12 protein-coding genes are annotated in these 12,015 nt (G+C 70.9%); 3 read left to right on the top strand and 9 right to left on the bottom strand.

The features are described from left to right. Nucleotides 1-6 precede the first annotated feature (6 nt). Nucleotides 7-2,091: a HelD family protein gene (locus ACZ3II_RS12740; RefSeq protein ID WP_465517757.1), complete on the bottom strand. Its 2,085-nt coding sequence runs from the start codon at nucleotides 2,089-2,091 to the stop codon at nucleotides 7-9. Nucleotides 2,092-2,431: 340 nt separating this feature from the next. On the opposite strand from ACZ3II_RS12740, the gene ACZ3II_RS12745 reads away from it, so the two are divergent. Beyond that, the gene (locus ACZ3II_RS12745) at nucleotides 2,432-3,106 is read left to right on the top strand and encodes a hypothetical protein (protein ID WP_465517758.1); all 675 of its coding nucleotides are present in this window, start codon (nucleotides 2,432-2,434) and stop codon (nucleotides 3,104-3,106) included. Here the strand turns inward: ACZ3II_RS12745 and ACZ3II_RS12750 are convergent. From ACZ3II_RS12750 to ACZ3II_RS12760, 3 genes are read right to left on the bottom strand one after another with little or no spacing between them, the layout of a single operon-like run. Then, a complete protein-coding gene (locus tag ACZ3II_RS12750; protein WP_465517759.1) occupies nucleotides 3,103-3,897 on the bottom strand; it encodes a DUF7674 family protein in 795 nt (264 codons plus the stop codon). The genes ACZ3II_RS12745 and ACZ3II_RS12750 overlap by 4 nt on opposite strands. Then, on the bottom strand, nucleotides 3,894-4,829 hold the full coding sequence (locus tag ACZ3II_RS12755) for an NAD(P)/FAD-dependent oxidoreductase (RefSeq protein ID WP_465517760.1): 936 nt from the start codon (nucleotides 4,827-4,829) through the stop codon (nucleotides 3,894-3,896). Before ACZ3II_RS12755 ends, ACZ3II_RS12750 begins: the two co-directional genes overlap by 4 nt. 4 nt (nucleotides 4,830-4,833) lie before the next feature. After that, a complete protein-coding gene (locus tag ACZ3II_RS12760) occupies nucleotides 4,834-5,205 on the bottom strand; it encodes a hypothetical protein (RefSeq protein ID WP_465517761.1) in 372 nt (123 codons plus the stop codon). On the opposite strand from ACZ3II_RS12760, the gene ACZ3II_RS12765 reads away from it, so the two are divergent. After that, nucleotides 5,204-6,172, top strand: a complete 969-nt coding sequence (locus tag ACZ3II_RS12765) for an inositol-3-phosphate synthase (protein ID WP_465517762.1) — start codon at nucleotides 5,204-5,206, stop codon at nucleotides 6,170-6,172. The genes ACZ3II_RS12760 and ACZ3II_RS12765 overlap by 2 nt on opposite strands. 31 nt (nucleotides 6,173-6,203) lie before the next feature. Further along, entirely contained in the window at nucleotides 6,204-6,641 is a 438-nt protein-coding gene (locus ACZ3II_RS12770; RefSeq protein ID WP_465517763.1) for a hypothetical protein, read from the top strand. Here ACZ3II_RS12770 and ACZ3II_RS12775 read toward each other — a convergent pair. The 5 genes from ACZ3II_RS12775 to ACZ3II_RS12795 form a co-directional block, all read right to left on the bottom strand. Further along, nucleotides 6,628-6,945 (bottom strand): hypothetical protein, encoded by a 318-nt coding sequence (locus tag ACZ3II_RS12775; RefSeq protein WP_465517764.1) that lies wholly within the window; start codon nucleotides 6,943-6,945, stop codon nucleotides 6,628-6,630. The genes ACZ3II_RS12770 and ACZ3II_RS12775 overlap by 14 nt on opposite strands. Continuing rightward, on the bottom strand, nucleotides 6,945-8,504 hold the full coding sequence (locus ACZ3II_RS12780; RefSeq protein WP_465517765.1) for a hypothetical protein: 1,560 nt from the start codon (nucleotides 8,502-8,504) through the stop codon (nucleotides 6,945-6,947). The genes ACZ3II_RS12775 and ACZ3II_RS12780 overlap by 1 nt, the downstream gene beginning before the upstream one ends. After that, nucleotides 8,501-8,821, bottom strand: coding sequence for a hypothetical protein (locus ACZ3II_RS12785; RefSeq protein WP_465517766.1), 321 nt, complete (start codon nucleotides 8,819-8,821; stop codon nucleotides 8,501-8,503). The genes ACZ3II_RS12780 and ACZ3II_RS12785 overlap by 4 nt, the downstream gene beginning before the upstream one ends. Before the next feature lie 187 nt (nucleotides 8,822-9,008). Further along, nucleotides 9,009-10,610, bottom strand: a complete 1,602-nt coding sequence (locus ACZ3II_RS12790; RefSeq protein WP_465517767.1) for a xylulokinase — start codon at nucleotides 10,608-10,610, stop codon at nucleotides 9,009-9,011. Nucleotides 10,611-10,979: 369 nt separating this feature from the next. Then, nucleotides 10,980-11,999 (bottom strand): NADPH:quinone reductase, encoded by a 1,020-nt coding sequence (locus ACZ3II_RS12795; protein ID WP_465517768.1) that lies wholly within the window; start codon nucleotides 11,997-11,999, stop codon nucleotides 10,980-10,982. Nucleotides 12,000-12,015: the final 16 nt, after the last annotated feature.

The following is a 12,015-nucleotide window of genomic DNA, read 5'->3' on the forward strand; positions in this document are numbered from 1 at the left end:
GATCTTTCACCCGGCGCACTCCAATCGACCCAACTCCTGGGTGCAGCGGGTCATGGCGACGTACAGACCGTTCCAGCCGCGCGGCTCGGCGGCGATCCCGGCCGGGTCGACGACCAGCGTGGCATCCCATTCCAGGCCTTTCGCCTGTGTCGCGGTCACCACGGGCACGTTCTGGATCTCCGCTGCCAGAGCGTCGACGCGGCTTGCGGGGGCGACGACGCCCACGGTTCCCCCGGCCCAGCGTTCGAGCATGCGCTGTACGGCGGCAGCCGCCTCCCCGGGAAGCCGGTCGGTGGGGACGGTCCGCTGCCAGGGGGTGACGCCGGACGACCGTACCGCCCGGGGTGGGGTGTTGGCGCTGCCCGCCGCAACCAGGATCGGCGCGGTGAGATCCATGACCTCCCGTGGCGTCCGATAGCAGATCGTCAGCTCCGCCGCCGTCCAGCGGTCCCCGAACACCGCCCCGACCGCCTGCGCCCAGCTGGTGTGCCGGTGCGGCGCCTCCGTCTGATCGATGTCGCCGACTGCCGTCACCGACCGGCCCGGGCAGCGCCGCAGCACCATCCGCCACTGCATCTCCGACAGTTCCTGCGCCTCGTCGACGACGACGTGCCCGTAGACCCAGCCCCGGTCGCGCCGCGCCCGCTCGGCGACGGACTCCCCGCCCGGCCGCTGGTCACCGTCGTCACCCAGCAGGTCCGCGAGCGCGTCGAGCAGCGCGACGTCCGCCGACGTCCAGCCCTCCGCGCCGCCGGCGACAGCGTCGATCTCCGCCGCCGTCAGCTCGGGCGCGAACTCCGCCAGCAGCGCCCGGTCCGCCAGCAGCGCCCGCAACAGCCGCTCCGGGTCGCGGGTGGGCCACCACGCCTCGAGGAACCGGGCGATCGCCGGATCCGCCGCGATGTTCTCCCGCAGTTCCTCGATCTCCTCCTCGGACAGCAGCCCGTCCACGTCGCTGCCGCTGCGCCCGTCCCCGGGCCGCTCATCCCGGGCGAACCGGGCGAGAATGTCCTCGTACCCTTCCTCCATCTGCGCCAGCATCGTCTCCCGCTGCTCGGCGACCGCCTCGGCGAGCAGCTGATGCAGCAGTTCCCCGAAGAGCTTGCGGGCGCGACGGTACGGGCGACCGCGCACCGCCGCCCCCATCGCCTGCCGCACCGCCCCCGCCCCGATCAGGTGGAACTCGCCCGCCCACCGCAGTTTCAGCTCACCGGCCCGGGGCAGCAGCGACGTCACGTACCGTTCGAGCGCCCCCTGCCACAGCGCCCGCCCCTTGATCTCCGCGACGTCCCGGCTCTCCACCCGGCTCACCCGTACTCCCGGCAGCAGCGTGTCGCAGGTCGCCGCCACCACAGCGGTCTCGCCGAGCGCCGGGAGGACCTGCTCGATGTACTCCAGGAACCGCGGCGACGGCCCCAGCACCAGCACCGCCCGGTCGGCCATGTGCTGGTGCGTGAACAGCAGGTACGCCACCCGGTGCAACGCCACCACGGTCTTCCCGGTGCCCGGCCCGCCCTGCACGATCAACGGCCCCGTCACCCCGGCCCGGATGATGTCGTCCTGCTCCCGCTGCAGGGTGGCGATCGCGGTGCCCATCCGCCCCGTCCGCCGCTCATCCAGAGCGGCCAGCAACGCACCCTCCCCGACGAGTTCCGCCCCCGCCGACCCGTCCAGCGGCTCGTCGTCGACCGCGACGACCATCCCTTTTCCGGTACGGATGTGCCGCCGCCGAACCAGCCCCTGCGGATCAACCGCCGTCGCCGTGTAGAACGCCCGGGCCACCGGCGCCCGCCAATCCACCACCAGCGGTTCCGCCTCCGTACCCGCTTCGTCGTCGTCGGCCCGGAGCCCGACCCGGCCCACCCGCCGCACCGTCCCGTCGGCCCCGTCCAGCCGCCCGAACACTAATCCGTCCTCGGCCCGCCGCAGCTCATCGAGCTGCCGCCGCACCATCCGCCGCCGCGCCGCCGCCAGCGCGTCCCCGGCTTGCTCCGCCAGGTCCGCGCTCAGTTCCTCGATCAGCCCGTCCCGCCGCGCCACCGCCCGCTCCAGGAACTCCTGCTCCTCCGCGTGCGCCGAATCCCGCCCCATCCGCTGTTCCCCCGCTTCCGGAAAGCCCTCTGATTCCGGCCGCCAGGCTAATTCCACGTTGCTATTAATGGCCCCTGTTCGAGACAGGTCTCTCATTGTCTTGCGATATTCACGCCTTTCCTATCTGGCAATTCCCATTCCATTCTTGACGCCCCGGCCCACCTGTGTTCTCCACCCGCCCTTCGCTGATCAGGAGTGCCCGCGAGCCGGTGTTGTCCGGCTGGCCGCCAGTGCTGCCTCGAGCCGGTTGACACAGCACTGACCCGTCCAGCCGCACAAGATCCCCGCGCTCACCCCGCCCGCGGTCCGCCGGCGGCCTGCTCGCCGTAAGATCACGAGGGTGGATGGGGATCGTCGTCACGGCTGGGACTTCGTCCGGGAGCTCACCGCGTCGTACGGTTGTCCGCTGACCGATGACGACGGTGTCGGCGCCGATCTGCTGCGTGCGGCCGAGAACCGGATCGGCGTCCCGCTGCCCGCCGCCCTCCGCGAGGCCTACCTGCTGTTCGGCGGCCGGCGGGATCTGACCGCCACCCAGGACCGGCTGATCATGCCGCAGAACCTCACGATCGATCCCGAGGGCATCCTGATGTTCCGGGTGGAGAACCAGAACTGCGCCCGGTGGGCTGTCCGGCCGGACGCCGACGATCCGCCGGTGTTGCTGGACGCCGGTGACGGCTGGGTGCCGTACTGCGACCGGCTGTCGGTGGCACTCGTCGAGATGGTGCTGTCCGAGGCCATGCTCTCCGGCGACGAGGAGCACGTCGACAACCGCGAGTTGGACGTCGAGTCCTTGGCGGTGCTGGAGGCCGGGTTCGAACCGTTGCCGCTACCGATCTTCCCGTTCTGGGCCGGTATGGACGGTCCGGGAGTCCGATGGTTCTCCGGCCCCGACGTGCTGTTGCGTGACGACGGCGGGATGTGGCTGTGGATCCACGGTCGCACCCCGGAGGCGGTGCAGGCCGTGCGGGACCGGCTGCCCGGTGACTGGCTGATGGTCCCCGACGACGACTAGCCCGGCGCCAGCGCGCGAAGGCGGGGCCCGGCGAAACGGCGGAGGAACGGGCTTCGGCCGAATTCGGCGACGATCTCTTCGGCGTACGACCGCAGCATCGCCCCCATGACCGGATCAGCGAGCATCAGTTCCAGCCCGTCCGTCGCGTACTCGACCATCTCCTGATCGGTGTACTCGTACGAATACAACTCCAGGTCGGGCAGCATGCCGCGCACGACACCGTCCCTGACGTACCGCTCCGGGGTCATCCCCGCCAGCGACAGCGTCGCCCGGACCTCGTCCCGTTCCACGGTCAGGATCGACGCGCGAGCCGCCGGCATCCGGTCCCACAGCCAGGTCCGCGCCGTCCACGTCACGCCGTCCGGCCGCCCGTCCGGCACCGGAACCGGCGGGAGCGGCGGCTCGCCGGGGGAGTGGTACACCGGGTCGCTCGTGAGCCCGGCCAGCATCTGACGCGTGACCGGCCCGGCGTACGTCCGGTACAGATCATTCACGGCGTCCGACCGCCACCGTTCGAGCATCCGGATGTAGGCGGCGTCGCCGAGGTGCTGGTCGCCATAAGACGCCAGGATCCGTTCCAGCAGGTCGATGCACCGGCGCGCGAGCGGGACATCGTCCCGTTCCGCCGCGTCCTCCAGGACCTGCTTGAGAGCGAACGACATCAAGGTGTACGCGCTCGGCACCTCCCACCGCCCGGGATGGCCGGCGTCGTGCAGCTCCTCGGTGAGGATGTGCTCGCGGGCCTCCGGCAGCGCGTCCCACAGGAAGTCCCGGAATCCGGCGTCGTTCACGGGACGAGAGCGGCGATCCGCGCGGCATCGCCCCAGGACAGCGTGAACCCGGCCCCACCGTGGCCGTAACACGCGAGGACCGGCCGCTCGAACCCGTCCACCGCGCCCACCCGCACACTGCTGCGCCCCGGCCGCAGGCCGACGGCCCGGGACAAAATCGGCTGCCCGGCCAGTTCGGGGACCAGGGCACGCACCCGGCGCAGAATCGCGGTCTCGGTGTCCGGGTCGATCCGCTCGTTCCCGTCACCGGTCTCGCCGGTCCCGCCGCAGACGACATCACGGCTGCGGGGTACGACGTACGTCAGCCCCTCCGCATTGTCGGAATCCGTGATCCACTCGGTGAGGCCGGGGTTGGCCAGCCGCACCACCTGCCCCCGGATCGGGAAGCACTCGTCGTCCCCGAGAAGCGCCGCCGACCGCAGCCCGGCCGCCACGACCAGCGCGTCCGGCTCGTCGCGCGCGATGACGGCGGCCAGCGAGTCCACTTCGGCGACGTCGATCCGTACGCCGAGAGCCAGCACCTCAGCCCGCAGCCACGCCAGATAGTCGCCCGTCTCGACCAGCGGCACCGTGCATCGGATCCCGCTCGCCCCGTCGGGCCGGACCGCCGCCGGCTCGGTGTGCGGCACCGCCGTGGTCCACGCCGTGTCCGGCTCCGATCGCCGCGACAGCACCGTGCCGGCCCGCATGTGCACGCCGGTCCGCGGGTCCGCAGCGAGTTCCTCCAGCCGCCGGTACGTGACCGCCGCCGAGTCGAGCACCGCCGCCGTCTGCTCCACATCGTGCGGGAACCAGATCGCCGCGGCCACCCCGGAGGTGCTCTCCACCGCCTCCCGCGCGGCGAGGATCCGCACGGCGTGCCCCGCCGCCGCCAGCTCATGGGCCACGCTCAACCCGATCACACCGGCCCCGACCACCGTCACATCGCCCACAAGATCAGAGCGTACCGAAGTCCCCGGCGACCTCGCGGATACCGGGATCGGCGCTGGCCGCGGCCCGCCCGACCAGCTCGTCCAGGGTCTCCCAGGCGTGCAGGTGATCAAGAAGTTCAGCCAGTCGCCGGTACTCGTCCTCGCCGGCGTCATCCAGCATCCCGAGCAACCTCCCCGGTAGATCGGGAAGCTCCCCGGCGCGCCAGGCGGGCGCGATGGCCTGCCGGGCCGCGAACGCCCGGCCGTGCGACAACGACAGGTCCAGCACGTCCGCCCGTGCGCTCGTCCGCTGGTAGAACTCGGCACCGACCCGTGCGCGCTCCTGCTGCGCCGCGACCAGCGCGGTCCACAGCCGACTGTCGGGCGATTGCTCCATGACAGCGCACGCTACCGTCGCGGCGGTGATCAACAAGGTGAGAGTCGCGGTCGTCGGGGTCGGGAACAACACGTCCGCGCTGGTGCAGGGCATCGAGTTCTATCGGCGGAGCGGAAGTACGGTCGGGGTCCGCAGCGAGCGGATCGGCGGCCTCGGCGTCGGGGACGTCGAGGTGGTGGCCGCTTTCGCGCTGTCGGACGGCAAGGTGGGGCGGGACCTGCACGAGGCGATCTTCGTGCCGCCCAACAACTTCCGCCTCGACGGTGAGCTGAAGCCGTCCGGGGTCACCGTCGCGCGCGGCATCAGCGACGCCACCGGCATCGACCGGATCGCCGGGGCGCTGAACGGCGCCGAGGTGATGCTCTACTCCGCGCCGAGCGGCCGCCCGGACACCGCCCGCGCCTACGCCGAGGTGGCTCTGCGTGCCGGCGCGGCGTTCGTCAACACCACCGCCGATCCGGTCGCCCGGGACAGCGCCCTGGTGGACCGGTTCGCGGCGGCCGGGCTGCCGCTCGTCGGCGACGACATCGCCAGCCAGTTCGGGTCGTCGGTCGTCCACCACGCTCTGCTGCGGTTGCTGGCGGAGCGGGGGCTCACGCTGGTCAGTTCCTATCAGGTCAACCTCGGGGGTACGGAGGACTTCCGCAACCTGGTCGAAAACCCGAACACGAAGAAGCAGTCGAAACTGAACGCGGTCGGCGGTGGAGAGCGGGTGCACATGGGACCGCTGGGCTATCTGCCGCACCTGGGTTCCCAGAAGGTCGCCCACCTCAACATCGAGGCACAGGGCTGGGGGCAGGCCGCGATCAGTGTGGACGTACAACTGAAGGTCCACGACCCGAGCGGCGCCGCGGGCGTCAACATCGACCTGGTCCGTCTCGCCGCCGTCGCCCGGCGTGCCGACCGGGGTGGCTACCTGCCGGAGGCGGCGGCGATGCTGAAGTCGCCGCCGGGAACGGTGGTGTGAGACTGGCGGGGAGCGGTTATCGTCCCAGGTCGTGAGTAGATCCGCGCGCGTCCTCGCCTGGCTGGCCGCCGGCGTCCTGCTCGTCGTGGGGCTGGGGTGGGGTGGGTTCGCCCTGTACCGGTACGAGACATACGGCACCGAGTTCACCGAAGCCGACCTGACCGTCGAGGTCGACGCGGGCGACCGCTTCTCCCTGGCCGTCCTCGACCGAGGGCCGTCCGTGGGTGACAGGTGGAGCGCCGAGGCCGGCCCCCTCCTGTCCGCCCAGGGTGATCGAACCCGGTATGACGACCTGTCGGCCTACTTCGGTGAACAGCCTGCCGGTTGCTGCCGCGGAACGAGATTCTTCATCTTCGATACCGATGCTGTTGGAAAGACCCAGGTCACGCTGACGAACCGGTATCGAGGCGGGCGCAACCCGCAAGATCCGGAGAACCGCAGCGTGACCTGGGAGATCACCGTCCGATGAGGCGGCGTGCCTCGATCAGAGCGGCGACGCCGTCCAGCCAGCGTGCGAGTCGCTCGTCGTCGATTATTAGCCATGGCCGAACAAGGGCCGTCTGCGTCGGTGTGGGCAGCGGTTCAGGCAGTCCGGCAGCGTAAGCAGTGCCGCCGCGGCGCACGATCTCGGCGAGGAACGTCAGCGAGCGCGGCTGGACGCCGAGACGGTCGGCCTGGAGCGCGGCGGGCACGAGCGCGTCCGCTGTCCGGCCAGCGGCGAGCAGGCCGGTCACGTCATCGTGCAGCGTCGCCGAATCGGGACGGCCGGGCATCAGTTGACTCCCTCGGGCAGTCGCACCGATATCGGCGTCTTCGGCAGGTGGGGGTCACCGTGACTGAGGTCGCCGTTGATGAACTCGTCCTTCTCGAGCCAGAACGTGTCGCCCCATGGGTTGTAGATCTGCAACTTGTCGCCCTGCTGACCGATGATCATCAGTTGGTGGCCACGGTCGCCCTCTCTCGAGATGACCGGGACAGGGTGGCCGTCGTCCACCGCGGCCTCAATTCGCGCCAAGGTGTCGAATCGGGCGTCGGCATCATCCATATCGACATTTCGGTACTTCGCGCCGGTGTGCGCGCCGATCTGCTCGTTGGCGATGGTGGTCGACTGCTCTGTCGACATGCCGTCCCCGCCGACCACCGGCAGGTCCTGCCACCAGGACCGGCCCTCGTCGTAGATGCGGTGCTGCTCGTCGTCCCACCGCTTGGCGAACGCCGCACCGTCGTCCTGCGCCGGATCGTCCGGGTGACCGCCGGTGGTCAGGTACAGGGCGTAGAGCGGGTCGACGGCACCCCGTGCCGCCACTGTCGACGCCGCCACACAGGTCGGGTCCTGCCCCTGTGTCCACTGCGCTCCATCGAAGAAGACGTCCTCGGACTGATTGCCGGGGATGTCCATGGTGAAGGGGCTCAGGTGCGAGGCCAGCCACTTCGGGTCGTTGCCGTGCGCCGCGATCAACCCGTTGAACTTCGACACCTCACCGACCGGATACCCCGCCGCCAGGGCTTTCAGCAGGTACGCCCGGTGCTCCGGCGACACCGCCCCGCTCAGCAGATCCATCATCGCCCGCCGGTCGGTGTCGTTGAGCCCGTTCAGCGCCGCCGCCGCCCGGTCGCCCTGTGCGGCGCTGAGGATGTTGGTGTTCTGCGTGAACCAGCCACTGCCCGCCTCAGCGAGGACGATCTCGTCGAGCGCCGTCATCGGCGACCCGCTGAGCCGGCGGCCGCGCGCGTCCCCGGCGGCGTGGTCGCGCAGGTGCGCCGAGAAGGTCCGGCCGGCGCCGCGAACCCCCTCGTGCGCGAACACCCGGGTGTCGATGGCGCCCATCGCCTGCTGGTGCAGCCCGGCCATCTGCGCCCGATCGTATTCGGTCAGATCGGGCAGGAACCCGAGCGCTGTCAGTTTCGCCGCCCGGCCGGCCACCTGGTGAAGGTCCTCGGTCGCGTCGGCGTCCTGGGGAAGGGCGTTCTCGAGCGCTACGGCGTACGCCCGGAAGTGGGTGTGAAGATCTTTGAGAGTGCTGGAGAGGCCGTGCAGATCGGTGAACACGGCCTGGGTCGCCTCGGTCGCCGCGAGGTGCGTGTCGCCGACCCAGGTGCCGTCCAGCTGCTTGCCGTTGACCTGCTGGATCGCGTCGAGTGCCTGTTCGGCGAGCTGCTGGACCTTGGCGATGTTGGCGCTGATGTCGTAGATGGTGGCCGGGTCGCCGCCGAAACCGGGCACCGCCGCGCCCGCCGCGCTGGCGGCGGCGAGTTCGTCGGTGCCCCACATCCCGTACGCGCCGCGGATGGTCTCCTGCTCGTGCCGCAACCGGCCGATGTCGTCGCTCACCTGCCGCCCGCCGTCCGGGTCGCCGACGCGCCGGTCCGGGTCGCCGAGCGCTGATCGGCCGCGTCGTAGTCGTCGGCGGTCCGGTCGAGGGCGTCCGCGAGTTCCCGGGCGGCCTGCTCGAGGAGGCGGAACTCCTGCTCGACGGCGGCGGTGAAGGTGCGGTAGGCGGCGGCGGTGGTGTACCGGTCGAAGGCCGCCTCGACGCCGTACCCCCGTTCCGGCACCTGCAGCTGGGTGACCGCCTTGCGCAGATTCTCCGCGGCGTCCCGCCGCAACCTGTCCGCGGCGACCCGTAACTCGACCGATCTGACCTGCATCGAAGCCCCTCGCTGTCGTCGATAGCGCCAGCGATCGTAACGCCGCCCGTCGATCCGCCGCGTCCCCGCACTCCCGACCGCGTGTGGATTTCGGCCGTCATGCGCGCCCCAACTCCACACGCCCACGCACCCCGAGAGTGTGTGGATTTCGGCCGTCATACGCGCCCGAAATCCACACGCTGTCGGTTCAGCTGTTGTCGACGGCGGCCTGCTGGACCGGGAGCGCGGCCACGTACCGCTGCAGGAAAGCGTCGAAACCGGCCACGTCCGCGGCGTCCGGCTCGGCGGTGTCCAGCTCCGCGCCGGCGAAGACCGACTCGGTCAGGAACGCGTCGAGGCTCTGCCCGGCCTGCTTGTTCGCCGTGAACGCGGCCAGCACCGCGATGCCCCACGCGCCGCCCTCGGACGCGACGTCACCGACCGACACCGGCGTGTTGATCGCGGCGGCCAGCAGCCGCTGCGCGACACCGGCGGTCTTGAACAGGCCACCGTGCGCGAACATCCGGTCCAGCTGCACGGATTCGGCCTTCTGCAGGACGTCCATGCCGAGCCGCAGCGTGGCCAGGGCGGCGTACATCTGGGTCCGCATGAAAGTCGCAAGATCAAGAGAGCTTCCCGGGGTACGGAAGAACAGCGGCCGCCCCTCGTGCAGCTTGGTGATCGGCTCCCCGGACAGGTTGTTGAACGCCATCAGGCCACCACCGTCGGGCGCGCCGTTCAGAGCCGCCCGGAACAGCGTCTCGAACACCGCGTTGCTGTCGGCCGTCGCGCCGAGAGCGGTGGCGAACTCGGCGAACAGCCCGGCCCACGCGTTCAGCTCGCTCGCCCCGTTGTTGCAGTGCACCATCGCGACCAGGTCGCCGGCCGGGGTGGTGACCAGGTCGATCTCCGGGTGCATCCGGCTCAGGTCGCCGTCCAGCACGATCATGGCGAAGATGCTGGTGCCGGCGCTGATGTTGCCGGTGCGGCGGGCGACCGAGTTGGTGGCGACCATGCCGGTGCCGGCGTCACCCTCCGGCGGGCAGAGCACGATGCCCGGCTGCAGGACGCCGCTCGGGTCGAGCAGCTTCGCGCCGGCCTCGGTGAGCGTGCCGGCGGCCTCACCGGCGGGCAGCACGGCGGGCAGCAGGTCGGCGAGCTTCGGCAGGCCACGGCCGGCGACCAGGTCGTCGTACTGCGCGAGCATCCGGGCGTCGTAGCCGCCGGTGCTGATGTCGATGGGGAACATGCCGCTGGCGTCGCCGACACCGAGCACCTGGCGGCCGGTGAGCTGCCAGTGCACGTACCCCGCGAGGGTCGTCAGATGAGCCAGCCGGCCGATGTGCTCCTCGTCGTCGCGCACGGCCTGGTGCAGGTGCGCGATGCTCCAGCGGTGCGGGATGTTGTAGCCGAACAGCGCGCTCAGTTCCTCCGACGCGTCGCCGGTGTTGGTGTTGCGCCAGGTCCGGAACGGGGTGAGCAGCCCGCCGTCGGCGTCGAACGCCAGGTAGCCGTGCATCATCGCGGAGACGCCGATCGCGCCGGTGGTCCGCAGATCGGCGCCGAACTTCGCCCGCACGTCCGCGGCGAGCGAGGCGAAGCAGCCCTGGAGGCCGGCCCAGACGGCCTCGAGAGAGTACGTCCAGACCCGGTCGACGAACTGGTTCTCCCAGTCGTGGCTCCCGACCGCGATCGCCGCGTGATCAGGACCGGTCAGCACGGCCTTGATCCGGGTGGAGCCCAGCTCGATGCCGAGCGTGGTGCGGCCCTGCTCGATCGCCGCGCGCAGGTCGGTGTCTGTCATGCTCATCTTCGTACCTTAGGGTCTGGGCAGCGTCTTCGCGGCTCTGTTATCGCTCACATCAGGGCCGGGACCGATTGAAACATCGGCGAAATACGGTGTCAATGCGCCATGGGCTCGATGCGTCCGTAGTGAGCGCTAACAAGCCGTGTATCGGAAATATCGGAGTCGCCCGTCATCAGCGCCTGCCGACAATCGTGCCGTAATAGGCCGGTTCCGGCTGCCGGATCAGGACGGCGACGGCGAGGGTGGCGAGCAGCCACAGCGGCCTGGATACATTCCTGACGCCGAAGGCGACGGGCGAAAGCCCACACCAGCCGGCCATGCGCCGACCTGTGCCATCTCTGATCCCTCCGGGCGATCCTGGAGGTCAGTGGCTCAGCCTTCGATGTCGACCAGCACCTTCCCGACCGCGCCGTTCTCCACCGCCTGATGCGCGTCGGCGGTCCGGTCGAGAGGGAACCGGATCAGCGGCAGCCCGTGCTCCGCCCCGACCGGCAGCGCCCCGTCGGCGACCGCGGCGGCCACGTCCTCGGCTCCGGCGGCGAGCGCTTCCGCGCCGACCGTGTACAGCACCAGGAACTGGAACCGGGTGTTCAGCATCATGTTCTGCCGTACGTCCAGCTCGACCGCCTTGCCCCCGTCGTTGGCGTATGTCGCGATCGTTCCCCTGGTGCGCAGCACCGCGAGGTCGAGGGCGAGGTTCGCCCCGAGCGCCACCTCCACGACGATGTCCACCCCGTCCGGCGCGATCGCCCGGATCTGCTCCGCAGCGTCCTCGTCCCGGTAGTTGACCGTGTGATGAGCGCCCGCCGCCGCGGCCAGACGCGCCTTCTCCGGCCCGCTGACCGTGCTGATCACCGTGGCGCCCGCCCACCGCGCCAGCTGGATCGCCGCGTGCCCGACCGCCCCGGCGCCACCCGCCACCAGCACCACCCTGCCGTCGAGCGCGCCCGGCCCGAGCCGCCGCGGCCCGTCCTCGGCGACCGTCAGCGCCCGGTGCGCGGTGATCGCCGGAACCCCGAGCGACGCTCCGAGCTCGAAACTCGCCTCCTCGGGCAGCGGCACCGCCAGCTCCGCCGGCACGACGGTGAACTCGGCCGCCGTCCCCGTCGCCCGCCCCGCCGACGCCATGAACACCCAGACCCGCTGCCCGACCCGTCCCGCGTCCACCCCGTCCCCGACCGCGTCGATCGTCCCCGCCCCGTCGAGATGCGGCGTGACCTCGGCGAACTGTTTCGGGTTGGTGGCACCGGACCGGGTCTTCCAGTCGGTCGGGTTCACTCCGGACACCGCGAGGCGTACCCGCACCTCACCCGGCGCCGGCTCCGGCGCCTCCCGTTCGACGAGTTCGAGAACGTCGGCGCCGCCGTTGTCGCGGTAGATGATGGCCTTCATCATTCGCACGTTAGCG

Source organism: Actinoplanes sp. NPDC019969, assembly GCF_055562375.1.